At 40.2% G+C, this 25,700-nt stretch carries 19 protein-coding genes; 16 read left to right on the top strand and 3 right to left on the bottom strand.

What is annotated here, in order from left to right; genetic code table 11:
* Positions 1–120: 120 nt before the first annotated feature.
* Positions 121–846 carry a tetratricopeptide repeat protein gene (locus tag I6E82_RS05710; protein WP_007582012.1) on the bottom strand — a complete coding sequence of 242 codons (726 nt, stop codon included), beginning with the start codon at positions 844–846 and terminating at the stop codon, positions 121–123.
* A gap of 687 nt (positions 847–1,533) precedes the next feature.
* Here I6E82_RS05710 and I6E82_RS05705 point away from each other — a divergent pair.
* The 7 genes from I6E82_RS05705 to I6E82_RS05675 all read left to right on the top strand — a co-directional run bounded on the left by I6E82_RS05705 (position 1,534) and on the right by I6E82_RS05675 (position 9,455).
* Complete coding sequence (locus I6E82_RS05705) at positions 1,534–2,397, top strand: DUF6279 family lipoprotein (protein WP_197117072.1); 864 nt, start codon at positions 1,534–1,536, stop codon at positions 2,395–2,397.
* Between the two features lie 85 nt (positions 2,398–2,482).
* Positions 2,483–3,511, top strand: a complete 1,029-nt coding sequence (locus I6E82_RS05700) for an XdhC family protein (protein ID WP_121955119.1) — start codon at positions 2,483–2,485, stop codon at positions 3,509–3,511.
* The gene (locus I6E82_RS05695) at positions 3,505–4,098 is read left to right on the top strand and encodes a nucleotidyltransferase family protein (RefSeq protein WP_024593163.1); all 594 of its coding nucleotides are present in this window, start codon (positions 3,505–3,507) and stop codon (positions 4,096–4,098) included. Before I6E82_RS05700 ends, I6E82_RS05695 begins: the two co-directional genes overlap by 7 nt.
* Before the next feature lie 199 nt (positions 4,099–4,297).
* Positions 4,298–4,786 carry a (2Fe-2S)-binding protein gene (locus tag I6E82_RS05690; RefSeq protein WP_007582016.1) on the top strand — a complete coding sequence of 163 codons (489 nt, stop codon included), beginning with the start codon at positions 4,298–4,300 and terminating at the stop codon, positions 4,784–4,786.
* 12 nt (positions 4,787–4,798) lie between these two features.
* Positions 4,799–7,090 carry a xanthine dehydrogenase family protein molybdopterin-binding subunit gene (locus I6E82_RS05685; protein ID WP_197117070.1) on the top strand — a complete coding sequence of 764 codons (2,292 nt, stop codon included), beginning with the start codon at positions 4,799–4,801 and terminating at the stop codon, positions 7,088–7,090.
* A gap of 186 nt (positions 7,091–7,276) precedes the next feature.
* Positions 7,277–8,248: a GTP 3',8-cyclase MoaA gene (gene moaA, locus I6E82_RS05680; protein WP_024593165.1), complete on the top strand. Its 972-nt coding sequence runs from the start codon at positions 7,277–7,279 to the stop codon at positions 8,246–8,248.
* 169 nt (positions 8,249–8,417) lie between these two features.
* Complete coding sequence (locus I6E82_RS05675; protein ID WP_024609202.1) at positions 8,418–9,455, top strand: GGDEF domain-containing protein; 1,038 nt, start codon at positions 8,418–8,420, stop codon at positions 9,453–9,455.
* 10 nt (positions 9,456–9,465) lie between these two features.
* Here I6E82_RS05675 and I6E82_RS05670 read toward each other — a convergent pair whose 3' ends face one another.
* Entirely contained in the window at positions 9,466–10,404 is a 939-nt protein-coding gene (locus I6E82_RS05670) for a LysR family transcriptional regulator (RefSeq protein ID WP_007582020.1), read from the bottom strand.
* Positions 10,405–10,523: 119 nt separating this feature from the next.
* Between I6E82_RS05670 and I6E82_RS05665 the strand changes: the two genes are divergently transcribed.
* The 5 genes from I6E82_RS05665 (at position 10,524) to I6E82_RS05645 (ending at position 19,894) form a co-directional block, all read left to right on the top strand.
* On the top strand, positions 10,524–11,693 hold the full coding sequence (locus I6E82_RS05665; protein ID WP_010553924.1) for an efflux RND transporter periplasmic adaptor subunit: 1,170 nt from the start codon (positions 10,524–10,526) through the stop codon (positions 11,691–11,693).
* Positions 11,694–11,702: 9 nt separating this feature from the next.
* Complete coding sequence (locus I6E82_RS05660; RefSeq protein WP_007582022.1) at positions 11,703–14,855, top strand: efflux RND transporter permease subunit; 3,153 nt, start codon at positions 11,703–11,705, stop codon at positions 14,853–14,855.
* Positions 14,848–16,260, top strand: a complete 1,413-nt coding sequence (locus tag I6E82_RS05655; protein WP_197117068.1) for a TolC family protein — start codon at positions 14,848–14,850, stop codon at positions 16,258–16,260. The genes I6E82_RS05660 and I6E82_RS05655 overlap by 8 nt, the downstream gene beginning before the upstream one ends.
* Positions 16,261–16,270: 10 nt before the next feature.
* Positions 16,271–17,299 carry a zinc-binding dehydrogenase gene (locus I6E82_RS05650; protein WP_165722564.1) on the top strand — a complete coding sequence of 343 codons (1,029 nt, stop codon included), beginning with the start codon at positions 16,271–16,273 and terminating at the stop codon, positions 17,297–17,299.
* A 339-nt stretch (positions 17,300–17,638) separates the two neighbouring features.
* On the top strand, positions 17,639–19,894 hold the full coding sequence (locus I6E82_RS05645; RefSeq protein ID WP_024592148.1) for an acyl-CoA dehydrogenase: 2,256 nt from the start codon (positions 17,639–17,641) through the stop codon (positions 19,892–19,894).
* 238 nt (positions 19,895–20,132) lie between these two features.
* Here I6E82_RS05645 and I6E82_RS05640 read toward each other — a convergent pair whose 3' ends face one another.
* On the bottom strand, positions 20,133–21,101 hold the full coding sequence (locus I6E82_RS05640) for an integron integrase (RefSeq protein WP_197117066.1): 969 nt from the start codon (positions 21,099–21,101) through the stop codon (positions 20,133–20,135).
* A gap of 305 nt (positions 21,102–21,406) precedes the next feature.
* Between I6E82_RS05640 and I6E82_RS05635 the strand changes: the two genes are divergently transcribed.
* The 4 genes from I6E82_RS05635 (at position 21,407) to I6E82_RS05620 (ending at position 25,651) form a co-directional block, all read left to right on the top strand.
* Positions 21,407–22,240: a tyrosine-type recombinase/integrase gene (locus I6E82_RS05635; RefSeq protein ID WP_165723097.1), complete on the top strand. Its 834-nt coding sequence runs from the start codon at positions 21,407–21,409 to the stop codon at positions 22,238–22,240.
* Positions 22,237–23,328 (top strand): IS91 family transposase, encoded by a 1,092-nt coding sequence (locus I6E82_RS05630; RefSeq protein ID WP_121955469.1) that lies wholly within the window; start codon positions 22,237–22,239, stop codon positions 23,326–23,328. Before I6E82_RS05635 ends, I6E82_RS05630 begins: the two co-directional genes overlap by 4 nt.
* 401 nt (positions 23,329–23,729) lie before the next feature.
* Positions 23,730–24,563 (top strand): tyrosine-type recombinase/integrase, encoded by an 834-nt coding sequence (locus I6E82_RS05625; RefSeq protein ID WP_197117064.1) that lies wholly within the window; start codon positions 23,730–23,732, stop codon positions 24,561–24,563.
* Positions 24,560–25,651: an IS91 family transposase gene (locus tag I6E82_RS05620; RefSeq protein ID WP_197117063.1), complete on the top strand. Its 1,092-nt coding sequence runs from the start codon at positions 24,560–24,562 to the stop codon at positions 25,649–25,651. Before I6E82_RS05625 ends, I6E82_RS05620 begins: the two co-directional genes overlap by 4 nt.
* Positions 25,652–25,700: the final 49 nt, after the last annotated feature.

Genomic DNA, 25,700 nt, shown 5'->3' with positions numbered 1-25,700 from the left:
GAATAGATTTTGAACTTGCTAAATCAAGATATTAAAAAGGCTGAATTACGTTATGTAATTCAGCCTTTTTAGATTAGTTTCAAACTAAGGTCTTAAACTCTTAAACTTTAAAATAAGACTTTAAAATAAGCGACCTTCGCCAGCATAGGTACCCACTTGTATTTTTGCATAAATGGCATCGGCTTTTTCTTTAGCTTCTTCAATTTCTTTAGGCAGCATTTTACGCTCATCAAGTTTGCGGCTATGACTCGCTTGCATATTGCCGTTGTACTCAGCGATAGTATTCCAAATGTACGACTTTTCTAAATCTTTTGGCATACCTAGCCCTTCAAAATACATGAGGGCTAAATTGAATTGTGCTAAAGAGTAATTGTTTGCAGCTGCTTTTTCGTACCAGTTGCGTGCCGCTTCATAATCTCGCGTAACGCCCACGCCATTAGAATACATTACACCTAAATTAAACTGAGCCGCAGGCAGGTTTTTATTGGCTGCTTTTTCAAATAAGGTAACAGCCATTTGGTGATCAAGCTTTACGCCTTTACCTTCGTCGTATAAAACAGCTAACGCAAACATTGAATCCGGGTGGTTCTTTTTAACGCCTTGTTGATAAAGCGCAGCAGCTTTGCGGTAATCGCGTGTTACACCGTATCCACCTTCGTATAATTTAGCTAGTTCGTAAATTCCTGGCGCAAAACCTTTATCGGCAAGGTATTGAAATTCTTTTAGGGCGACTGCAAATTCACCTTCGTTAGCTGCTCTTATGCCATCTTCTAATGTTGCATGAGCGAAAGGGCTGGCAAGTAAAACGCCAGCAAGAACGAGTGCTTTCAAATTAAACTGTGACATATTAATGTCTCCAATTAGTAATAGTTACGATAGGTTTTAGGGCCAGTATATCTTGCCGCGATTAAATAGCGCCTAAATAGAACAAGTTTTAATCCCGAAAGGTAAACAGACTTTAGTTAAATGCTAAATTATTAAATTTTTGCACTATTTGCGCATTTTAAACGTTTAATACTCAATGCATTTAAGTAGAGACTAAATCGGTTATTATAAATAGATGCAAAAAAGGGTGTCTACTGTTATGTTTTACGCCAGCTTTAGCGCAAACGCAAGGCGATACCTTATCAGATCGTGCGTATAAAATGTAAATAACAGCGCGGTGGACTTTTAAGGTAAGTAAACGAGTTTAAGAAGTGTAAGATACAGATTTTATAGAAAATTTAAAGAAATAAAAAAAGCCCGTTAGGGCTTTTTTGAGTCATATTAACCGTCACTAATATGAGCAATGTAGCAAGTAAATGTGATATTTGATGTTATTACTTGGGTCGAGTAAGTAATAACACGAAGCGGCACGCTCTTCTTTTAATGTGTCAGCATCCTTGCTGAATATTCTTCCGTAGGCACTGAGGTCGTTACACTGTGTTTGTGCGAACGATTATCAGTTAGATCTAAATGCAAGTCAATACTTAAATGATAATTATTATCAAATGAGTTTTGAGCTTTGCCACAATCTAAATAATAGAGAAGGTTATGCTTAATAATTTCAAAGCAAAAAAACTAAAACAGATATGCCTTGCTGTAAGTATGTTGTTTTTATGTAGTTGTTCGGCATCTTTTACTTACAATAATTTGAGTTGGCTTTCATCATTTTGGGTTGACGATTATGTTGATTTAAATAAAAAGCAAAATACACAGCTAAAAAACATAATTACAACAACACAAAATTGGCACCGAACTACCCAGTTACCCGCCTACAGACAAGACATACAAAATATAAAAGTATTGTTTAACCAAACATTGGAGGCTAAACAATTAAAAACACAGGTTGTGCTTGCAAAACAACATTGGCAGAACCTACTTGGATACGCAAAACTGCCTTTAGCTGAGCTTGGGGCAACCTTATCAAGTGAGCAAAGAGGTGAGCTTTTAGACAATATCCAAATAAAAATTAACGACGAACGTGAAGAGTTTAACGAACAAACCCCGCTTGAGCGAAAAAGTGAGCGTTTAGAAGAGCAATTTGAATACTACGAGCAGTGGATAGGCAAGCTTAATAAACAACAAAAAGCGCTGATTAAATCAACTAATGAGCAACATCAAGACTCAGGAGCGCTGTGGTTAGAGTACAAGCAAACCCGTTTGAATGCAGCCAAACAGGTATTTACAAATGCTGAAATTACAAAAAAAGAATTTATAAATCAGTTAAGTACGGTTATTGAAGAGCGCGAACTTTATATGAGCGACGCACTATTGAAAAGCAATGAAGCAAACTTAAATTTATATATAAATTTACTCTACGAATTAAACCTAACTCTAAATGATAAACAACGCCAAAGCGTTAATGATCAATTTGATGAGTTAATTGAGACCTTAAACGATATAATAGAAAACTAAATTGTGCGTGAATTATTAAGTTTTAAATTAGCTGTTTAGGCTGGTTTGTTTTTAAACGCAAAAAATGCTTTTTAAAGGGCAATATATGGTTACAGATTTGAAAAGTATCTTAAACACTTGGTATCTCAATAGGGACAACCAAGAATGGGTTTTAGCTACTTTGTACAAAATTGAAGGCTCTAGCTACAGAAAACTAGGGGCTATGATGCTTATTTCGAGCCTAGGCGAGCGCTTGGGGATGCTTTCGGGAGGCTGTTTAGAAGCTGACATACAGCGCCACGCTAAACAAGTAATGAGTACTTTAACCAGTAAAACCATTAGTTATGATGCCACCGATGAAGACGATTTAACATTTCAACTTGGCATTGGTTGTGGGGGCATAGTACACATTTTACTGCAGCCCATTCACAAAGCTAATGACTATTTACAGCTAGAGCTTGTATCTAAAGCACTTAATGAGAATAAACCAGGGCGATACCTTCAACAAGTAAGCCCCATTTTGCCAGCCGGCAGTGGTGTATTTACGCAAAATGATGAGTTACATGGTTTATCAATGAACCGCAAAGCGCAGTTGGTAGAATTACAAGGCGCTACGTGCTTGCAAACTTCTATTTATCCGCCGCCTCATTTATTAATAGTGGGTGGTGGGGCCGATGCAGTTCCGGTTTATACATTTGCCAAACAACTTGGTTGGAGTGTAACTGTATGGGATACACGCGCTGCCAATGCAAAAAGGCAATATTTTAAAAATGCAGATGCTATTTTGCGCTCCACACCGAGTGAGTTAAAAGAATATTGCATAACTAATAAAGTAGATGCTGCTATTTTAATGGCTCACAGCGTTGAACTTGACGCCAGTACGTTGGCTCAATTTAAAGATGTTCCATTTAAATACATAGGGTTATTGGGTCCTAAGCACAGACGTGAACAAGTTTTAGAGCACGCAAATACGCGTGTTTCACAAATAAAGTCTCCTGTTTTTGGGCCTGTCGGTTTAAATTTAGGCGGCGACTCGCCAGAGAGTATTGCACTATCGCTGATCAGTGAAATACATGCAGTGCTGTGTGACAAAAACGCCCAATCGCTAAGCCATTGGGGGCAAGAGGCGTGCTAATTGCAAAAGTTGTTTTAGCCGCAGGTCAATCATCTCGCTTTAACGGCTGTAAATTAACGGCTGATATCGGGTTTGGCAAAACAATGATTGAGCATGCAGTAAATACACTTCAAGAACTTGATGACACACCTGTATATGTAGTTACCGGGGCATGGCATAAAGAAGTATCACAAGCACTGGCAGGTTATAAAAACATAGAGCTCATTGAGAACAAGCAATGGAGCCAAGGTTTAGGTAATTCAATCGCGATAGCTTCTCAAACAGTGTTTAAAAATAAGTCCTTTGATGGGATTTTATTTATGCTCGCGGATCAGGTTGAGCTAAAAGTAGCGCACTTAAGTGAGCTAGTTACTGGTTTTACACGTAATCCATCGCGCTGGTGCGCAAACTATGGCGAGCGTTTAGGTGTACCCGCTATATTCCCAGTGGTTGATTTATCTCAGCTTGCAAGCTTAACTTCAGATAGAGGTGCACAGCAATTACTGCGCTCCAGCAGTGAGGTCGTCAATACAATTAGTTTACGTAGTGCGAGTTTAGACATAGATACTCAAAAGCAGCTAAGTAATTTTATAGCTAAAAATGAGTGAAAAAATAGTAGTAGGGCAAAATAAGTTTTAGCTGCGCTAACGCTTTAGTGCAGTGGTTATGGTATTTAGCTGTTAATGTAGCTGATGCGGTAACTATATGTGTTATGGATTAGTAGTTACAACAATCTTAACTGTTATAACCCGTGTTTAAATTAAATAATTTAAACACGGGTTATAAAGCTTAATCAAGGGGCAAGCTATGGTGACGTTTACAATTAATGGCAAGGTGGTTGAATCACACGCAAGTGAAGATACACCATTGTTATGGGTTATTCGCGATGAAATTGGATTAAAAGGTACGAAGTTTGGTTGCGGTATTGCAATGTGTGGTGCGTGTACGGTGCATTTAGATGGGCAAGCAACTCGCTCATGTGTTTTACCAATTGGCGCAATTGCAGGAAAAAACATTACCACAATTGAAGGACTTAATAACGAACACCCACTTCAAAAAGCATGGGTTGAAGAGCAAGTACCACAGTGCGGTTACTGTCAGTCGGGACAAATAATGCAAGCTGCTACATTACTGGCAGCTAATCCAAGTCCTTCAGATGAAGAAATAGTAAGCCATATGAATGGTAACTACTGTCGCTGTATGGCTTATAAACGTATTAAAACTGCTATTCAACGCGCTGCAGATGAGTCACAAAGTGTAGTAAATATATTTGATCCAAATGCACAAGACGCTTAACTGGAGCCGATAATGAAAAAATTATTTCAAAAAAATAGCGAAACCGTTAATTTAAATCGTCGCTCGTTTATGATTGGCACTGCTAGCGCAGGTTTAGTCATGGCGTTTGCCCCTGCGTTATTTTCGGGTTCGGTCAGTGCAAAAGAATCAATTGCGCAACAGGCTTTCTCACCCACCATTTGGTGGACTATGAGCACCGACGGCGCCGTAGAAGTAAGTATTGCAAAAGCTGAAATGGGTCAACATATTGGTACTGCTCTTGCGCGCATTGTGGCTGATGAGCTTGAATGTGATTGGGATAAAGTATCAATTACCTACGTAGATACCCATGAAAAATGGGGCTTTATGGTAACGGGTGGTTCGTGGTCTGTATTTCAAAGCTTTAAGCCATTATCTCAAGCCGGCGCTGCGGGTCGAATTGCATTAATAGAAGCTGGAGCTAAAATGCTCGGCGTGCCTGCAGATAAATGTAGTGCTGAAAAGGGCTATATTATTGCAGGCGAAAAATCGGTTAGTTACGCTGACATAGTTAAAAAAGGCGAGTTTAATCGTACATTTACCAGCGATGAAGTTGCAAACCTTCCACTAAAACCTGCTAATAAACGTCATTTAACTGGGCTTAAACAAGACTTTAAAGCGCTTGATATACCAGCCAAAACAAATGGCACCGCAGTATACGGGATAGATGTAGAAGTTGAAGGCATGCTGTACGCGCGACCAGTTATTCCACCAACCCGTTATGGCAGTACAGTAACAAACGTTGACGATAGTGCAGCAAAAGCAATTAAAGGTTACAAAGGCTATGAAATTTTAAATGACCCTAGTAACACAGTGCAAGGCTGGGTTGTTGTATTAGCTGATAGTTACCCAAGTGCCATTAAAGCAGTAGATGCTTTAAAGGTGAGTTATAAAAAGGGTGAGTCAGCAAATATATCTGAAGCTGATATTCAAAAAGAAGGTAAGCGATTATGCGAGCAACGCGACTCGGGTACTTTATTTGTTGATCAAGGCGATATAAAGAAAACCCAAGCAGACGCCAGTGAGTCGTTAGAATCAATGTATACCACAGCGACAGCAAGTCATTATCAGCTAGAGCCATTAAATGCGGTTGCAGAATTTAAAGACGGAAATTGGATTATTCATACTGGTAACCAATGGCAGTCACTTACGTTACCTGCGCTTGCTAAAGCACTCGAAATAGAACAAAACAAAGTAATTATTCGTCCTTACTATTTAGGTGGTGGTTTTGGTCGTCGATTATTTGGTGATTGGACTGTACCTGCAGCTCTAACCGCAAAAGCAGTAGGTAAACCAGTAAAGCTGGTATTTACACGAGCAGACGATAGTTTATTCGATCAGTCTCGTTCTGCATCTGCTGCAAAAATGACAGCGTCGTTTGATAAAAATGGTACATTTACTGGTTTAGAGCATGCATTTGCTGCAGGTTGGCCTACTAAAGCAATGGCACCAGGGTTTTTATCACCGGGTGTTGATGGCAAAGGTAAATTTGATGCATTTTCGGCATCAGGCGCTGATCATTGGTACAGCATGAGCAGTCATCGTGCCCGCGCTATTAATAACGAAGTTGCACAAAGCACCTTTACTCCTGGTTGGTTACGTTCAGTAGGGCCTGGCTGGATTGCATGGAGCCTTGAGTCGTTTATTGATGAAATTGCCCATAAGCAAGGTAAAGATCCAGTTCAATTTAGAATTGAAATGTTAGACGGTAAAGGCAAGCAAGCGGGTAAAGCACCTGAGAGCGTTGGCGGAGCACTGCGCTTACGTAATGTGCTTAAAACGGTGTCTGATAAAGTAGCTTCTGTTAAATTAGCAAAAGATGAAGGCATTGGTTTTTCTGTAAGTTCAGGGCAAGAGCGTACCATGCCAGCATGGCTTGCAACCGCAGCGCATGTTCATGTTAACCGTGATAGTGGTAAAATAACGCTCAAAAAGCTCTATGTTGTTGTAGATGCTGGCTTAATAGTTCACCCTGATGGCGCACTGGCGCAAATTGAAGGGTCGTTACTATGGGGCAGCAGCCTTGCATTGCATGAATCAAATACGTATAAAGATGGGCAAGTATCAGCGACTAACTTTAATACTTATTTACCACTAAGAATGCAAGATGTGCCAGATATTGACATTGAATTTTTACAAAGTGATGAGTTTCCAGTTGGTTTAGGCGAACCTGGCGTTATAGGGGTTGCTCCTGCTATTGGTAATGCTGTGTTTAATGCAGTAGGCGTGCGTTTACGTGACCTACCAATGAAGCCAAGCGAACTTAAAAAAGGCTTAGAAGCGTAAAACAAAAATAACTAAAGGGGTATGCTTTATGCTGCCCCTTTAAGTTATTAAATATATTTATGTAATTATTATTTATGTATCAATAAGTAGCGTTGTTTATACCAATTTGCTTAATTAAATGATTAAGTATTATTGCAAATTGGTATTAGGTTGTTATTACTTGTTGATATTAGTTAAGGTTTATTTATGCTAATCGACCCAACAGGGCGAGAGTTTAGTTACTTACGTTTGTCTATTACTGATGTATGTAATTTTAAGTGTGTTTATTGTTTACCAGATGGTTATCAGGGCGGGCCAGACCGTGGTTTTCTCACAATTGATGAAATTAGCAACACGCTTAAAGCGTTTGCACACCATGGTATCGAAAAAGTAAGGATCACTGGCGGAGAGCCAACCCTTAGAAAAGACTTTATAGATGTTGTTCGCGCGGCAAAAGATGTCGCGGGCATAAAAAAAATTGCAATGACTACCAATGGTTTTTCTCTTCATAAGAATATTCATGACTGGGTAGATGCAGGCTTAAACGCCATTAATGTAAGCATTGATAGTTTAGATTCACGCATGTTTAACACCATTACTGGACATGACAAATTTACCTCAGTAATGAAAGGCATTGATACTGCGCTTGAAACGGGTATTGATTCGGTAAAAATAAATAGCGTGTTGATGAAGCAATACAACGCAAAAGAGTTTGATACATTTTTAAATTGGGTTAAACACCGTCCCGTTACCATCCGCTTTATAGAATTGATGCAAACAAACGACAACAAAGCCTTTTTTGATGCTAACCATGTTTCTGGGCAAGTTTTAAAAACTCAGTTATTACAAACGGGTTGGCAGCAAGTTGCGCGTAGTGCATCAGCAGGTCCTGCTCAAGAGTTTGCTCATCCTGATTATCAAGGCAGAATTGGTTTGATCATGCCTTACAGCAACGACTTTTGTAGTACCTGTAACCGATTAAGGGTTACAGCAAAAGGGAATCTGCACTTGTGTTTGTTTTCTGAAGAGGGTATTTCGCTAAGAGAATATATGAACGACAGTTCAAACAGCGAATTAATGGCATTGTTATCTCGTTATATTAAAACCAAAAAGCCAACTCACCTTTTACACCAAGGTAATACAGGTATTACTACTAATTTATCCATGTTAGGTGGCTAGTTGTTAAAGCCACTTAGTGATATTAAAGCATCAAACGTGTTTCTGAAATACACTACATTATCCCTAAAATGTAAATAACTGGTTGTATCTACATGGTTTTATATCAACAAAGCTTGTTAAATTGTATTTTCACGTTAAACTTACTTTTTATTTTTATTAAGTGATTAGAATGGATATCGCGGCTCTTAATAGCACTAAATCATTAAGAAAGGACGTCCTGAGAGGGATGTGTCTTTGTTTTGGTTTTTTATCGGTAGGATTTGCGGGATTTAATTTAACTGTAAATAACTTTCCATTGCTTGGCTACATCGAAATCTGTTTTTCTATTTATTGTATATTTACTTATATTTCACTTATACGCCGTCCACTACAGTTTTGGCAATCCCTAATAATGTGTGTACTTATAACGCTAATTGTTATTTTAGGTACATCCTTAGCATCGCCTCGTAATGGTGTGTTTGTATGGTCATTTGCATTACCTATTTTGTACTACCTGTTATTAGGTAAACAATATGGTGTAATTTTCTCTGCAAATTTATTAGTTATCCAAGTGTTTATTTTAGGGAGTAAGTCTACACTTGCCCCCTTTGAAACTTTTAACTTATCCCTTAATCTACTCTGTGCTTATTTAAGTATTTGGGCGATTTCTCACGTTTTTGAAGGAAGTCGTTCACACTTTTCAAGGCGACTTAAAAATTTAGCGTTACTTGACCCATTAACGGGTGCAGGCAATCGCCTTTCAATGAACCACTACTTTGAAGTAGAACTACAAGATAAGTCACAGTTATATTTGTTTTTACTCGATTTAGACTTTTTTAAGCAGATAAATGATGAGCATGGCCATGGTGTCGGTGACCAAGTACTTATCGAAGTGGCCACTTTACTAAGAGTTGTGCTTGGTAGAGGGTATGTATTTAGAGTAGGCGGTGAAGAGTTTGCTTTATTTAGCTCTTTTGCAAATGAAGAGGCTGCACTTAATACCGCTGAACAAATAAGAGCACGCTTTGAAAATACCACATTTGACATTGACGGCCTTGCAATTAATGTTACAACCAGTATTGGTGTGGCAAAATTTAAAAGTACTAATTCATTGGAAAGCTTTGTAAACCAAGCAGATAAACAGTTATACAAAGCAAAACAATTTGGCCGCAATAAAGTGTACTGTAAGTTTAAAAAAGAACATGACTATGAAACGGTAGTTGCTTAAGCAGGGTTACTTAATACATTTGCTCAAAATTGGGGATCCCGTTTTCCCAAATCGGTTTATCTTTTCCTAAATGCTCGCGTACAGCATCAAAAAACAACCGGGTCCTCACTGGTAAATCTCGGTGCGGATATACGGCATACATCGCACTAAACTCCATCAGTTTTACATCGGTCAATAAAGGCACTAGCTTACCTTGTATTATTTCATCACCAATAATAAATGCAGGGGCAACAAAGTAAGTTGTTCCCGATAATGTTTTCATTAACAATGACTCGGCATCATTAGCACGAAACACACTTTTTATTTTTTGCTCGCAGCGTTCACCCTTACTATCGTAATAATCTATGGTTTCTACTCGAATAGAATTACTGGCATAGCTTGCTGCTGGTAATTGCGCTAACTCTTCGATTGTTTTTGGCATACCGTAAGTTTCAATAAACTGCGGTGCAGCTAAAATTAATAATCGGTTACGCGCTATTTTACGTGCAATAAGTGACGAATCTTTAGGCTCACCTACACGAAAAGCCAAATCAAATCCTTCAGAGACTATATCTACTAATCTATCGTCTAAACGCAGTTCAACTTCTACTTGAGGAAAGCGTTTTTGAAAATCATTAAGTACAGGTTGTAAATAACGACGACCAATAAGTGTTGATGAAGTGATTTTTAATACGCCACGCGGTTCTAAATGGTAGTTTTCAGCCATGCGTACGGTTTCGCCGAGCAGCTCTCTAAGCTCAGCTGCTTTTTTGATCATTTCGGCGCCTGCCGCTGTAAGCGAAAATGAACGCGTGGTTCGGTTAAGTAACCTAACGCCTAACTCATCCTCTAAACGGCTAATTTGTTTAGATATAACAGAGCGATCTATGTTGCGTATTTCTGCAGCTTTAGCAAAAGAGCCTTGCTCAACCACTTCAAGTAACATTAAAAGTCGACTTGTTGTATCCATTATTACACCTTAACTAATCTATTGATGCCATTTTGGCATTAATGAATTTAAAAATCTATGGTTTTTACACACGGGTTTAATCCGTATTATGCGAGGCTAATCAACAATGGAGCGTCTTCATGAACAAACATCTAATTGCTGCTGCACTTACTGCGGCATCTTTAACACTTGCGGGTTGTGCTGATGAGAGCACAGCTCAATCAGCACCTGCACAGCAACTTCAACCAATTGATGTAGCACAGGTGCTTGTTAAGCCGGTACAAAGCTGGCACACATATACAACTCGTTTAGAGTCTCCACAAGAAGTTGCCTTAATGCCGCGTGTATCGGGAATCATCGATAGCATTGAATTTAAAGAAGGCGACGTGGTTAAAGAAGGCGATGTTTTATTTCAATTAGATGCTCGCCCATTTGCAGCGGTTGTTGCAAGCTTAAAAGCACAAATCAATAGCGCAGAAGCCGCACTTGAACAAGCTAAAAGTGAAGACAAACGTGCGGTACGCTTATTAGACCGTAAGGCAATCTCAACTGAGCAAGCACAAGCGCGTACTTCAACACTACGCCAACGCGAAGCACAGCTTTCTGCACTTCAAGCACAACTTACTTCAGCAGAGCTTGATTTAGAGTTTACGTCAGTAGTATCACCAATTGATGGCATTATTTCTCGCGCGAATATTACCAAAGGTAATAACATACTTGCGGGTCAAAGCGTATTAACGTCAATTGTTTCAAACCAAGCTATGTATGCTTATTTTGATGTTGATGAACGCACATGGAATAGCTCTTTTAATGATGTTACTGCTGCGAGCCACCAAACTGTTGTAATGCAAAAAGTGGGTCAAAGCGATTTTGCATACAAAGGCTACATTAACTTTATTGATAACCAAATTAATTCATCAACAGGTACATTACGCGTACGTGCGGTATTTAATGAAGACAGCAACCAATTACGCGCAGGCTCGTTTGCACGTATTAAGCTTGCAGCCAACTCTATTAGCGACGCGATTATTATCCCAGAACGTGCAATTGGTACCGACTTAAAAAATCGTTTTGTATTAACGGTTGGCGAAAACAACGTACTTGAATACAAACTTATCACTACTGGTGAGCGTTACGGTGCATTACGTGCGGTTACATCGGGCCTTAACGAAGGTGATGTTATTGCTGTAAATGGCCCAGCTCGCGTAGGCCCTGGTATGCCAATCTCTCCGCAAACAGTAACAATTGATACAAGTGGTGTGGCATTTACATTATTAAATGACAACGCACAACTTGTGGCTAAGCAATAAGGTTTATTGATGAAATTCTCGCATTTCTTTATACAGCGTCCAATATTTGCGGCCATGCTGTCATTGGTTATTTTAATTGCTGGTGGTATATCACTATTCCAATTACCAGTAAGTGAATACCCAGAAGTAGTTCCTCCAACAGTTGTTGTTACCGCTAACTACCCGGGTGCTAACCCTACCGTTATTGCGCAAACAGTGGCAACACCGCTGGAGCAAGAAATTAACGGCACTGAAAACATGTTATATATGTTTTCGCAAGGTACCAGTGATGGACGCATGACACTAACGGTAACCTTTGCATTAGGTACCGATTTAGACCGTGCTCAAGTACAAGTACAAAACCGTGTAAACAGTGCACTTCCGCGTTTGCCAGAAGAAGTACAACGCTTAGGTGTTGTGGCTGAAAAGTCATCACCAGATTTAACCATGGTAGTGCATTTATACTCACCTGAAAAAACGCACGACACAGCTTACTTATCTAACTATGCTGATTTAAACATTAAAGATGAAATTGCGCGTTTACCGGGCGTAGGTGATATTCGCATGTTTGGTGCTGGCAAATACTCAATGCGAGTATGGCTAAACCCAGATGCACTTGCTGCACGCGAATTAACAGCAACAGATGTAGTAACAGCGCTTCGCTCGCAAAACCAGCAAGTTGCTGCAGGTAGCTTAGGTGCACAACCAATTTCAAACGACAGTCAATTTCAAATATTGTTAAACGTTAAAGGTCGTTTAAACAGTATTGAAGAATTTGAACAAGTTATTATTAAAGTAGGCGACGAAGGTCAGTTAACGCGTTTATCTGATATAGCCCGTGTTGATTTAGGCCAAGACACTTACGCACTGCGTGCTGAGCTTGATAACCAACCAGCACTTGCAATGCCAATATTTCAACGTCCAGGTTCAAACGCTATTGAGCTTTCCGATCAAGTACGCGAAACAATGGCGCGCTTATCTAAAGATTTCCCTACCGGTGTTGAATACGACATTGTGTACGACCCTACGGTATTTGTTCGTGGCTCAATTGACGCGGTAATTGCAACGTTGCTTGAAGCAATTGTACTGGTAGTTATTGTTGTTATTGTATTTTTACAAACGTGGCGTGCATCAATTATTCCGCTAATTGCTGTGCCTATTTCACTCATTGGTACGTTTGCCGTAATGCAGTGGTTAGGTGTCTCAATTAATACCTTGTCGTTGTTTGGCTTAGTATTGGCCATAGGTATTGTTGTAGATGATGCGATTGTAGTTGTTGAAAACGTAGAGCGTAATATTGAAAAAGGCTTATCGCCACTTGAAGCAACCCGCGTTGCAATGAGTGAAGTAACAGGCCCTATTATTGCCATTGCGCTAGTACTAAGTGCTGTATTTATTCCTACTGCGTTTATTACCGGTTTATCAGGTCAATTTTATAAGCAATTTGCACTTACAATTACAATTTCGACTATTATCTCAGCGTTTAACTCACTAACGTTATCGCCTGCGCTTGCTGCATTGTTATTAAAATCGCATGATGCAAAACCAGATGCATTTACGCGTTTACTTAATAAATTGTTTGGTCGTTGGTTGTTTAAACCATTTAACCGCGTATTTAATCGTGGTGCTAAAGGTTACGAAAAACTGGTACAAAAACTAATTCGTATGACCGTTGTTGTAATGGTGGCTTACATTGCACTTGTTGGCGGCACAATTAAGTTATTTGATACCGTACCAGGTGGCTTTATTCCACAGCAAGATAAACAGTATTTAGTGGCTATTGCGCAGTTACCTGACGCATCAAGCCTTGATCGTACTGAAGACGTACTTGCTCAAATGCAGCAAATTGCATTAGAAGTACCAGGCGTTGCACATACTGTTGCTTTTCCTGGCTTATCAGTGAACGGTTTTACAAATAGCCCTAACAGCGGCATTGTATTTACACCACTTGAGAGCTTTGATAAACGTACCGACCCAAGCCAATCAGCGATGGCGATAGCGGCGCAGTTGAATAAACGTTTTGCCGCCATTGATGAGGCATTTGTAGCGGTATTTCCACCGCCGCCAATTCAAGGTTTAGGCACTACCGGTGGTTTTAAACTGCAAATAGAGGACAGAGCTAATAAAGGATTTGAAGCACTATTTAATAGTCTGCAAGCCGTAATTACTAAAGCGCAACAAGACCCAGCATTAATGGGCCTGTACTCAAGTTTCCGTATCCAAGTTCCACAAATGGATATTGATATTGACCGTGAGCAAGCGCTTATTCAAGGTATTCCACTTGATGAAGTATTTAATGCCCTGCAAATTTACTTAGGCTCTGTGTACGTAAATGACTTTAATATGTTTGGTCGTACGTACCAAGTAAATGCACAGGCCGATGCTGACTACCGCTTAGACCCTGATCAAATACTTAATTTAAAAGTACGTAACCGCTCAGGTAATATGGTGCCACTAGGCTCAGTATTAACAGTAACACCAACAATTGGTCCTGACCGTGTTATGCATTACAACGGTTATCCAAGTGCAGAGTTAAATGGTAGCCCAGCGCCAGGTTATAGTTCTGATCAAGCACAAGTTGCTATTGAAAAAGTACTCGCAGACACACTACCAACAGGTATTGAATATGAGTGGACTGAAGTAACGTACCAACAAGTACTTGCCGGTAACACCATGGTTTATGTATTCCCGTTAGTTGTATTACTTGTATTTATGGTACTTGCAGCGCAGTACGAGAGCTTACGTTTACCACTGGCAATTATATTAATTGTACCAATGACTATTTTCTCAGCCTTGTTAGGTGTGTGGTTTGTCGGCTCTGACAACAACATATTCACCCAAATAGCGTTAATAGTACTGGTCGCGTTGGCTTCTAAAAATGCAATATTGATGGTTGAGTTTGCAAAAGATAGACACGACTCAGGCTTATCGCACTTAGAGGCAATACTTGAGGCATGTCGTATGCGCTTGCGCCCAATATTAATGACCTCAATTGCATTTACAGCAGGTGTTGTACCGTTAGTACTTGCCACCGGTGCGGGCGCCGAAATGCGACACGCAATGGGTAACGCAGTATTCTCAGGGATGATAGGCGTAACCGTGTTTGGTCTGTTATTCACGCCAGTATTTTATATGTTAGTGACTAACAAAAAAGAGAAAGCGCAGGAGAATACTCATGACTAAATTAATGCAAAAAAGACTTAAAACAAGTCTGACTGCCAGTGCAGTATTAGTCGCTGCGTTTTTAGCCGGGTGTGCGAGTAAAATAGACACCATGAGCGAGCAAAAAGCCGTTAACGAATTTGTTGCTAAAGCTAATATTGCTAGTAACGTTAGCGTTGCTGATGAGACAAACTGGTGGAAAAAGCTTAATTCTGATCAACTAAATGAGCTTGTTACTGGTGCGCTTGCAAATAACTATAATTTGCAAACAAGCCAGTTAACACTTAAAAGTGCATTAGCGCGATTAGGAGAGCAAAAAGCCCAGTACCTTCCGCAAGGTGGCGTAAATGTTGGCGCAGCTCGAAGCGATGCACCAGGCGTGTTTGACCGCCAATCAAGTGCAAACGTTGCTCTTGATTGGCAGCTAGATTTATTTGGTCGCATAACAGCGTTGGTTGATGCTGCAAATGCATCAGCCATGAGCCAAGCAGAGCAAGTACGTTTACTGCAAATTGAAGTTGTTTCGTCAGTTGTTAAAGGCTTTGTAAGTTATCAAGGCAATGTTGAAAAACAACACATTGTTACGCTTCAAATTGAAGCGCTTGAGCAAAGTATTGACGTTCTTCAAGCCCGTGTTGACGAAGGCGTCGCAAACGAACTTGATTTAAACCGTACGATGGCGCAGCTTAGGCAGCAACAAGCACTAATGCCTGCCATTGAGTATGCAAAATACAGCGATTTATCTGCTCTTGCAGTACTAAGCGGTAAGTTAGCGCAAAATATTGCTATTGAAAACGAGCAAGGTGTGCTTGAACGTGACTTTAGCGTAGCACTAAAAAACGCTAATAATGCCATTGCCTTACGTCCAGATATTAGCCGTGCATTGTTTGATTTTAGCCAAGCAAATAGTTTAAGTGTTGCAGCTAGCAAAGCGTTATTACCCGATATTAGCTTATCTGCATTTGCAGGGGTTGTGAGTATAGATAGCACAGGCTTAAAAAATACCGACCAACAGTGGCAAGTAGCGCCGCAATTGCAATGGTCGTTATTAAGCTACCCAGCATTATTAGCACAGCGCGACGCGCAGCAGTTTTTAAGTGAAGCCGCTTACAGCGATTATCAACAAGTGGTATTAACTGCACTAAGTGAAAGTGAACTTTCACTGCAATTGTTGGTCAATCAAGCACAGCAAAAACGCTTTGCCGATGAGCGCTATGACTTTGCTAATAAAGCATTTTTACAAGCACAAGCAATGTACGAAGAAGGTCAAATTCCTTACCTTGAGTTGTTAGATGCGCGCCAGGATGTTTTAATAGCACAAGAAAATGCTGTTGAAACAACAATTTCTTCACTGCTTGCCAAAGTAAATGCTTACCAGTCATTTAATGGCCAATGGAGTTATGCGTTAAACGACACTAATAAGTAGAGTTATATTGATGCCAAATACTGAAAATTTACATGAATACATTATCCCGCAAACAATGCGCGCTATTGTACTGCCAGAACCAAATGAAGCAATTGACTTAGCGGATGCTGAGCTGCCTGTTCCTATTTGTGCAGATAACGAGCTGCTTGTAAAAGTAGAGTACGTTGGTTTAAATCCAGTTGATGGTCAATTTGCTAAAACAGGCTTTTGTAAATGGCAGTATCCACACATTTTAGGCTTAGATGCCGTAGGTGTTGTGGTTAAAGCTAATAAAGGTGTGTTTCCAAATGTTGGCCAGCGCGTTATGTGGCATGCCAACATTGGTGAGCAAGGTGCTTTGAGCGAATACACCAAGGTACCTAACTTTGCAGTGTCGGTTGTGCCAAGCGGTTTAAATCCGGCCATTGCAGCAACACTTCCATGCGCCGGTATGGCAGCACTTATTAGCTTAGATAAAATAGGCATTAGTGAAGGCGATACTATTTTTATTGAAGGCGGAGCCGGAGCGGTAGGGCAGTTTGCTATTCAATATGCAAAGCAGCGTGGTGCAGATGTATTTACCACGGCATCAAAGCGTAACCATAAGTTGGTTAAGCAGCTAGGCGCTGATGTGGTTTTTGACTATAGCGATAAAAAGCTATGCGAAAAAATCCGCAGAGAACTTGGCCCACAAGGCTTTGATGCGGTTATTGATACGATTGGTGGTGAGTGTACTCAGCGTAATATTGAGTTAATGCGTTTTTGCGGACGTATTGCCTGCTTAAATCCGCTACCTTGTTTTGATCAAGACTTAATGTATCACCGAGCGCCCAATATTAGCGTTGTATCGATTGGTGGAGCATGGCTTGCTAATAGTTTATGTGCACAACAACGTTTGAGTTTTATGGGCAACCTGTTACTTGAAGGCGCTGTTAGTGGCGACATTAAACACCCAGAAATAACGCCCGTAGATTTTAGTGCTGAGTCAGTATCGCAAGCGCTTAATAAACAACTTGCTGGTGGTTTTACCGGCAAGCAAGTTGTTAAAGTTGCTAAGTGAAGCGCTTATACAATCTGATTTAAATTTAGGTAGTTTTAGCTAGATTAACTGATAATATAGCCTCTACAAATTGAATAAAAACGTAGCCTATTTGTGCTGCGTTTTTTTATGCCCATCAAAAAATAGATACAGCGCTAGAGCTTTTGCTGTTTTATTCATCATTTTAGCTAAAATACTTTTTTTCAGCGTACAACTGTAAGCCTTTGTGTTTCAACAGTTTACGTTCAGGTAAAGAAAATAAATTGAAAAAACTGTTAATTAATTGAATAGAGTAATTGATCTAAACGATTTTTTATGACGTAATGTAGTTATTATTTAGCTGGTCGGATGAGTTCAATCATGAGTTTACGTACAAAACTAAAAAAAGTATTACCAAGTATTTCTATAACAGAACAAGAAGCGCTAGACGCGGGTGATGTATGGCTTGAAGGTTCTATCTACCAAGGTAAACCTGATTTCAGTGCACTTCGCGACGTACCTGCTGCTACATTAAGCGCAGACGAGCAAGCATTCTTAGACGGTCCAGTAAAAGAACTACTGGGCATGATTGACGATTCAGTGATTCAAAACGGCATTCATTTACCAAATGACATCTTAGAATTTTTGAAAAAAGAGCGTTTTTTCTCGCTTATCATTCCTAAGTCATTTGGTGGTTTAGAGTTTAGCCCTTATGCAAACTCTACTATTGTTGGCACAATTGCGACTAAAAGCTCAGCAGTTGCGGTAACCGTAATGGTTCCTAACTCGTTAGGCCCAGGTGAATTATTACTTCACTTTGGTACGCAAGAGCAACAAGCACATTACTTACCACGCCTAGCAAATGGTACAGACATTCCATGTTTTGCATTAACAAGCCCAGAAGCGGGTTCTGATGCAGGTGGCATTCCAGACATTGGTACAGTTACTAAAGGCATGTATAAAGGCGAAGAAGTACTTGGCCTTGAGATCACATGGGACAAGCGCTACATAACGCTTGCACCTATTGCTACCGTACTTGGTTTAGCTTTTAAAGTAATGGACCCTGATGGTTTATTAGGTGGTAAAGAAAGCTTAGGTATTACCTGTGCACTTATTCCAAAAGAGCACCCAGGTGTAGAGCTTGGTAATCGTCACGACCCAATGGGTATTCGTTTTTACAACGGTACTACACGTGGTAACAAAGTATTTGTACCAATGGATTTTGTTATTGGTGGACAGAAAAATATCGGCCGTGGTTGGCAAATGCTGGTTAGCTGTTTAGGTGCTGGCCGTGGTATTTCATTACCTGCGCTAGGTGTTAGTACAGCACAAGTTGCATTTAAATCAGCATCTGAATACGCAGCAGTGCGTGAACAGTTTGGTTTAGCCATTGGCCAGTTTGAAGGTATTCAAGAAAAACTAGCTGACATTGCAGGTAAAACATACCTACAAGAAGCAATGCGCGTACTTACAACTGAAGGCTTAGGCATGGGCTTAAAACCATCAGTAGTAACTGCAATCGCTAAATACCACATGACAGAGCTTGGTCGCGACGTGCTTGATTCAGCAATGGATATTCAAGCGGGTAAAGCGATTCAAAATGGTCCACAAAATACATTAGCAAGTGGTTATGTTGCTCAGCCGATTGCCATTACGGTAGAAGGCGCGAACATTCTTACACGTAACCTGATGATATTTGGTCAAGGTGTTATGCGTTGTCACCCATATTTACAATCTATGGTTGAGTCAATTCACAGCGAAGACAAAGGCGCAGATAAAGAATTTAACGGCATTTTGCGTAAAACAATTGGTTACAGCACAGCAAACAGCTTACGTGCTTTTCGCCTTGGTGTTTTACCATTTACAGCAAGTGCTAATTCTGAATTACCAGAAGTACGCGACTATGAAAAAGCAGTACATAAATTATCTGCAAAACTTGCAGTGTACGCAGACTTTTCGTTACTTGTACTTGGCGGTAAGTTAAAACAAGCAGAAATGCTATCGGCACGTTTAGGCGATGTAATGAGCTTCTTATATGCAGCTATGGCATCAATTAAATACTACGAGCAAAAAGTATCAAGTAGTGACCGTGAGCAAGCAGCGCCGTATTTCCATTACGCGACTCGTTTTGCACTACAAAGTGCTGAAGAAGCATTGCATAAGTTTTTAGATAACTTCCCTGCAAGTGGTACACGTAAGTTTATTCGTTTCATTACAATGAACTACTCAACTAAAATGCCAAAAATTAGCGATGATTTAATCCGCGAACTAGCTAAGCAAGCTCAGCTAGATACCGCATTTAAAGCGCAAATTACGCATTTAGTTAAACCAGTAGTAGGCGATGGTCATCATATTAATGAGCAAGCTTACAAAGCTAAAATGGCATCACTTGGCGAGCTGGCTAAAGTTAAAAAAGCACTACGTGCTAAAGTAATTAAACCAGGTATACGCTTTAACATCACGCTTGATAACGCACTAGCGGCAAACGTAATCACGCAAGCTGAACACGTTCAGTTAATTGATTACAACATCAAACGTGAAAAAGCGATTCGTGTAGATGAGTTCGATTTTGATATGAATCTACTAGACGATAACGCACAGCCGATTAATCCGCTTAAAAGTGTAGTTAATCAATAAAATTAAATTCAATGATGCAAAGCGCCCGCAGTATCGGCGCTTTTATTCTTGAAAAGTATTAGTGTGGAGCCCCGCTTGTGTAAAAACAAGCGGGGCTTTTTTTATGTTTTTAAAATGGAAATAGATGACGGTATTGGTTTAAAATGGAAATAGATGACGGTATTGGTTTAAAATGGAAATAGATGACGGTATTGGTTTGAAAGTGAATATGTATCTGTAGAGTATTAAAAAGAGACGCTTATAATCTTGAAAAAGGGCTAACAACCCCGTTAGCACCTTGCTGCAATACATGAGTATAAATTTGTGTGGTTTTAACATCAGAATGGCCAAGCTGAGCTTGAACAGTTCTTATATCGGCGCCATTTTGCAGTAGATGAGTAGCAAAAGAGTGTCTTAATGTATGAGGTGTTATTATTTTTGTTAACCCTGATTTTTGGACGGCTTTTTTAACCTCTTTTCTAATACAAGAGTGATGAAAATGATGTCGTCTTATTTCACCACTTTGAGGATCTGAACTTAATATATGAGAAGGAAATAAATACTGCCACGCAAGCGATTTTGCGGCACTTGGATATTTTTTTGTTAAAGCATATGGCATCCATACGCCAGAATATTCCGTATTATTTAAATCCAGTTTTAAATAGTCATCAACGTTCAAAATTTGATTTCTCAGCATAGGAATTAGCTCTGTGGCCAGCGTAACAATGCGGTGTTTATTACCTTTTCCATTCCATACTTGAATGCATTTATAATCAAAATCAATATCTTTCACCCTTAATTGCACCGCTTCCATTACTCTTAAGCCACTTCCATACATTAGGGCTGCAATTAAATAATAGCGCTTATTTAAATGAGCCATCAACATTTTAACTTCCTCTGGGGTCATCACTACAGGGAGCTTTGCTTGTTTTTTACTACGGGCAAAATTTAAATTTAATGAGAGTTCTTTTTTTATTATGTGCTTGTATAAAAATGACAATGAATTGAGTGCGGTAGCTTGCGTACGTGGTGCAACGTTTTGCTTTAACACTAAATGTTCTAAGTAGCGTTCGACTTCATTGTCCCCCATTGAGGCGGGATGGCGTTTATTATGAAAATGGATATAAGATGCAATCCATCTTAGGTAGGTATCGATGGTGCGTAATGAATATTGACGAACTAGCATATATTCAGCTATGTAATTTAAAAATGGGGAACGTGTTTTCATACTATTACCAATAATAGTGCTGTTTTTATATACAGCATAGTTGTGATGCACACATATTCAAGAAAATGAGCGGCGAGCGCATTTTGTCTTTTATTGAGAGTTTGAGTACTAATAAAAAATTATATATAGCAATGTATTAAGTTATTTGGTAAAAAAGATTTATAAAAAACATGAGCGTATCGTTGGCAGAAATATGCGCGATGAGCGCACTATTAAATTGTTGAACTAAGCCGCTACGCGGAGATCCTATTCTGACCATTTGAGCCACACTTACCTTGGGGTTATCCCATATTTGGAGGTAAGTCATGAATACACTCATTGAACAAGTCAAAACTGAAATAGCCTACCGTGGTTATTCACAAAGTACCTGTAAAAGTTACTGCGAGCATTTACTTAAACTCAGCCATTATTTTAATAAACCACTCGATTTAATTACTGATGATGAGCTGAATATCTTTTTTAAAGATCCCGCCATTCGCAAGCTCTCCAGAGCGAGTCAAAAAATACAAATAAACAGCATTTGGTTTTTGTTTAAGAATATTTTACACCGCCCACTGAACTTAGACATAGCCTTGCCTAAAGCAAAACCTCGGGCACCTACTTATTTATCGCGTGATGATATTCGACGACTTATAGAAAGTTGCACGGATATGCGCTTAAAAACATTGATAGTGGTGTGTTATGGATGTGGTTTGCGTATTGGCGAACTGCTGCGCATCAAAGTGCAAGACATCGATGGACAGCGTAAAACCATTTTAATTGAACATGGTAAAGGAGATAAGTCACGCTATGTTGTTGTATCAGATAGCGTGCTAAATCAATTACGTTGCTATTGGAAAATGTATCACCCAACGGGCTGGATGTTTTATTCACGATGGTTAATGGATAAACCTATGTCACCCTCAAGCTTCAGAAAGGCATTGAAAAAACATGCACAAATGTGTGGTTTAAAGCACTGTAATCCACATGTATTACGCCATGCTTATGCAACACATCAACTTGAGTTAGGGATGCCGCTTCATCAACTTCAACATCAGCTTGGTCATAGTGACATTAGAACCACGCAAAGTTACTTACACTGGTTACCTGAATTAGGGCATGGTGGCATTGATTTACTCGCAAGTTGGGGGAACCAATGAGCGGCTTGCACCTCGCTGATATTTTAAATTCTGGCCTTGGGAATTATCGGCAGCACCACATAATGAGTTATCAACAGTTACGGGTCTGCCAACACCTTCAATCATGCAGAACGGGGCAGCTCGGTTATCAAGCATGGCAATGTGATAACTGTAGTGAAGTACAACAAATTGGGTGTAGTTGTCGAGACCGTCATTGCCCACGTTGCCAAGGGATGGCTACGGCTAAATGGGTGCAAAAACAGCAGGAAGATTTATTACCGTGTCGGTATTTCCACCTTGTTTTTACGCTCCCGCATGAGTTAAATATCATTGCGCACTACAACCCAAACGCGTTATATCACTGTTTATTTAAAGCCGCATGGCAAACGCTGTGTAAATTTGCGAAACGAAAGAGGCATGGCCAGTTAGGCATGACAAGCGTACTGCATACGTGGGGGCAGAACTTAAGTCAGCATATTCACCTGCATTGCTTGATACCCGCAGGCGCGCTTGATAAAGCGCACTGGCATGAAATAGAAAAAGGCTATTTATACCCCGTTAAAGCATTATCAACAGTGTTTAGAGGGAAAATGCTCGCGGCGCTCAATGAATGCGATAGTTCATTCGCGAAGGTAAGCACGCCAACCAAATGGTGCGTGTATAGCAAAGCCTGTTTAACGTACAGTGAAAAGCTAGTTAGTTACCTTGCTCGTTATACCCGAAAAGGCGTGATGTCAGAATCGCGATTAGTGTCAGCGACTGAAGAAACAGTGAGCTTTAAATACCGCGATTATGCAGATAACAACCGCGATAAAGTCATGACTCTGAGTTGTGATGAATTTTTACGGCGCTACTTACAACATGTATTGCCCAAAGGGTTTATGCGCATTCGCCACTATGGCTTTTTAGCTAATGCATGTCGCAAGCGAAAGTTAGGGTTAATAAAGGCTCAAGTATCAGCAACCCCATGCAAAGCGGTGAAGCCGAAGGTAGAGCAAGAACGATTAATACCCCATTGGTCTTGCCAGTCATGCAAGACGGGTACCTTACGATTTATTGGTGTGATGAATTTAGATGAGGCGACAAATAAAATAGCGCGAACGAGTTAGCAGCCTTGCTTGCTGCATCAAATCAATAAGTTAACCTGCTTAATTGCTCAGGCTAATAGCGACTGTGCGAGCGAAAAATATCCTTGCTTAACGGTTAAACATTCGGTTTAATGAATAGATAATAAACGCTGAGCAATGCAGGGAAAGCTTAAATTATAATAGGTAAGCTTATTAAATTAGCTGATTTAGCTAGAGCCTCTAAAAAGCAAATTCCCATAGCATAAACAACACCAACTCTGACACACCGAGCAGGTAGCGCCTCAGTCCAACAAGCGATTATGCAACACAAACTGCGTGTCGCATAAATACTAAAGTGTTGAACTAAGCCGCTACGCGGAGATCCTATTCTGACCATTTGAGCCACACTTACCTTGGGGTTATCCCATATTTGGAGGTAAGTAATGAATCCACTCATTGAACAAGTCAAAACTGAAATAGCCTATCGTGGTTATTCGCAAAGTACCTGTAAAAGCTACTGTGAATATTTACTAAAACTCAGTCATTATTTTAATAAACCACTCGATTCGATTACTGATGACGAACTTAACGCCTTTTTTAACGATCCCGCTATTCGAAAGCTCTCCAGAGCGAGTCAAAAAATACAAATAAACAGCATTTGGTTTCTGTTTAAGAATATTTTACATCGCCCACTGAACTTAGACATAGCCTTGCCAAAAGCAAAATTACGCGCACCCACGTATTCATCACGTGATGATATGCAGCGGCTTATAGAAAGTTGCACGGATATGCGTTTAAAAACATTGATAGTGGTGTGTTATGGCTGTGGTTTGCGTATTGGCGAACTGCTGCGCATTAAAGTGCAAGACATCGATGGACAGCGTAAAACCATTTTAATTGAACATGGTAAAGGAGATAAGTCACGTTACGTAGTTGTATCAAATAGCGTGCTGAATCAATTACGTTGTTACTGGAAAATGTATCACCCAACGAGTTGGATGTTTTACTCGCGATGGTTAATGGATAAACCGATGTCAGCATCGACCTTCAGGAAGCCATTAAAAAAACATGCACGGGCATGTGGTTTAGCGCACTGTAATCCTCATGCTTTACGCCATGCTTATGCAACACATCAACTTGAATCAGGTATGCCACTTCATCAATTGCAACATCAACTTGGTCATAGTGACATTAAAACCACGCAAAGTTACTTACACTGGTTACCGGAATTAGGGCATGGCGGCATTGATTTGCTTGCAGGTTGGGGAAACCAATGAGCGGCTTGCACCTCGCTGATATTTTAAATTCAAATCTTGAGAATTATCGGCAACATCATACGATGAGCTATCAACAACTGCGTGTTTGTCAGCACCTGCAATCATGCAGAGCGGGTCAGCTCGGTTACCAAGCATGGGAATGTGATAGCTGTGGTGAGTTACAAAAGGTTGGATGTAGTTGTCGAGACCGCCATTGTCCACGTTGCCAAGGTATGGCCACGGCTAAGTGGGTGCAAAAACAGCAAGAGGATTTATTACCATGTCGGTATTTCCACCTTGTTTTTACGCTCCCGCATGAGTTGAATATCATTGCTCACTACAACCCAAGTGCGTTGTACCACTGTTTATTTAAAGCCGCATGGCAAACGCTGAGCAAATTTGCGAAACGAAAGAGGCATGGCCAATTAGGCATGACAAGCGTACTGCATACATGGGGGCAGAACTTAAGTCAGCATATCCACTTGCATTGTTTGATACCCGCAGGGGCGCTACATAAAGCACACTGGCATGAAATAGGAAAAGGTTATTTATACCCCGTAAAAGCGCTATCTACAGTGTTTAGAGGGAAGATGCTCGCGGCGCTCAATGAATGCGATAGTTCATTCGCGAAGGTAAGCACACCAACCAAATGGTGCGTGTATAGCAAAGCCTGTTTAACGTACAGTGAAAAGTTAGTCAGTTACCTTGCACGTTATACCCGAAGAGGCGTGATGTCAGAATCGCGATTAGTGTCAGCGACTGAAGAAACAGTGAGCTTTAAATACCGCGATTATAAAGATAATAACCGGAATAAGGTCATGACACTGAGCTGTGATGAATTTTTACGGCGCTACTTACAACATGTCTTGCCCAAAGGGTTTATGCGCATTCGCCACTATGGCTTTTTAGCTAATGCGTGTCGCAAGCGAAAGTTAGGGTTAATAAAGGCTCAAGTATCCGCAACCTCATGCAAAGCGGTGAAACCGAAGGTAGAGCAAGAACGATTAATACCCCATTGGTCTTGCCAGTCATGCAAGACGGGTACCTTACGATTTATTGGTGTGATGAATTTAGATGGGGCAACAAATAAAATAGCGCGAACGAGTTAGCAGCCTTGCTTGCTGCATCAAATCAATAAGTTAACCTGCTTAACTGCTC

This window comes from Pseudoalteromonas sp. NZS11, assembly GCF_015864765.1.
Taxonomy (GTDB): domain Bacteria; phylum Pseudomonadota; class Gammaproteobacteria; order Enterobacterales; family Alteromonadaceae; genus Pseudoalteromonas; species Pseudoalteromonas arctica.
This window is presented reverse-complemented; position numbering and strand designations above follow the sequence as displayed.

What these genes read in the sequence shown, in the direction of transcription:
- I6E82_RS05710 (WP_007582012.1), bottom strand. Translation starts at nt 846, where the DNA reads ATGTCACAGTTTAATTTGAAAGCACTCGTTCTTGCTGGCGTTTTACTT.
- I6E82_RS05705 (WP_197117072.1), top strand. Translation starts at nt 1,534, where the DNA reads ATGCTTAATAATTTCAAAGCAAAAAAACTAAAACAGATATGCCTTGCT.
- I6E82_RS05700 (WP_121955119.1), top strand. Translation starts at nt 2,483, where the DNA reads ATGGTTACAGATTTGAAAAGTATCTTAAACACTTGGTATCTCAATAGG.
- I6E82_RS05690 (WP_007582016.1), top strand. Translation starts at nt 4,298, where the DNA reads ATGGTGACGTTTACAATTAATGGCAAGGTGGTTGAATCACACGCAAGT.
- I6E82_RS05685 (WP_197117070.1), top strand. Translation starts at nt 4,799, where the DNA reads ATGAAAAAATTATTTCAAAAAAATAGCGAAACCGTTAATTTAAATCGT.
- moaA (WP_024593165.1), top strand. Translation starts at nt 7,277, where the DNA reads ATGCTAATCGACCCAACAGGGCGAGAGTTTAGTTACTTACGTTTGTCT.
- I6E82_RS05675 (WP_024609202.1), top strand. Translation starts at nt 8,418, where the DNA reads ATGGATATCGCGGCTCTTAATAGCACTAAATCATTAAGAAAGGACGTC.
- I6E82_RS05670 (WP_007582020.1), bottom strand. Translation starts at nt 10,404, where the DNA reads ATGGATACAACAAGTCGACTTTTAATGTTACTTGAAGTGGTTGAGCAA.
- I6E82_RS05665 (WP_010553924.1), top strand. Translation starts at nt 10,524, where the DNA reads ATGAACAAACATCTAATTGCTGCTGCACTTACTGCGGCATCTTTAACA.
- I6E82_RS05660 (WP_007582022.1), top strand. Translation starts at nt 11,703, where the DNA reads ATGAAATTCTCGCATTTCTTTATACAGCGTCCAATATTTGCGGCCATG.
- I6E82_RS05655 (WP_197117068.1), top strand. Translation starts at nt 14,848, where the DNA reads ATGACTAAATTAATGCAAAAAAGACTTAAAACAAGTCTGACTGCCAGT.
- I6E82_RS05650 (WP_165722564.1), top strand. Translation starts at nt 16,271, where the DNA reads ATGCCAAATACTGAAAATTTACATGAATACATTATCCCGCAAACAATG.
- I6E82_RS05645 (WP_024592148.1), top strand. Translation starts at nt 17,639, where the DNA reads ATGAGTTTACGTACAAAACTAAAAAAAGTATTACCAAGTATTTCTATA.
- I6E82_RS05640 (WP_197117066.1), bottom strand. Translation starts at nt 21,101, where the DNA reads ATGAAAACACGTTCCCCATTTTTAAATTACATAGCTGAATATATGCTA.
- I6E82_RS05635 (WP_165723097.1), top strand. Translation starts at nt 21,407, where the DNA reads ATGAATACACTCATTGAACAAGTCAAAACTGAAATAGCCTACCGTGGT.
- I6E82_RS05630 (WP_121955469.1), top strand. Translation starts at nt 22,237, where the DNA reads ATGAGCGGCTTGCACCTCGCTGATATTTTAAATTCTGGCCTTGGGAAT.
- I6E82_RS05625 (WP_197117064.1), top strand. Translation starts at nt 23,730, where the DNA reads ATGAATCCACTCATTGAACAAGTCAAAACTGAAATAGCCTATCGTGGT.
- I6E82_RS05620 (WP_197117063.1), top strand. Translation starts at nt 24,560, where the DNA reads ATGAGCGGCTTGCACCTCGCTGATATTTTAAATTCAAATCTTGAGAAT.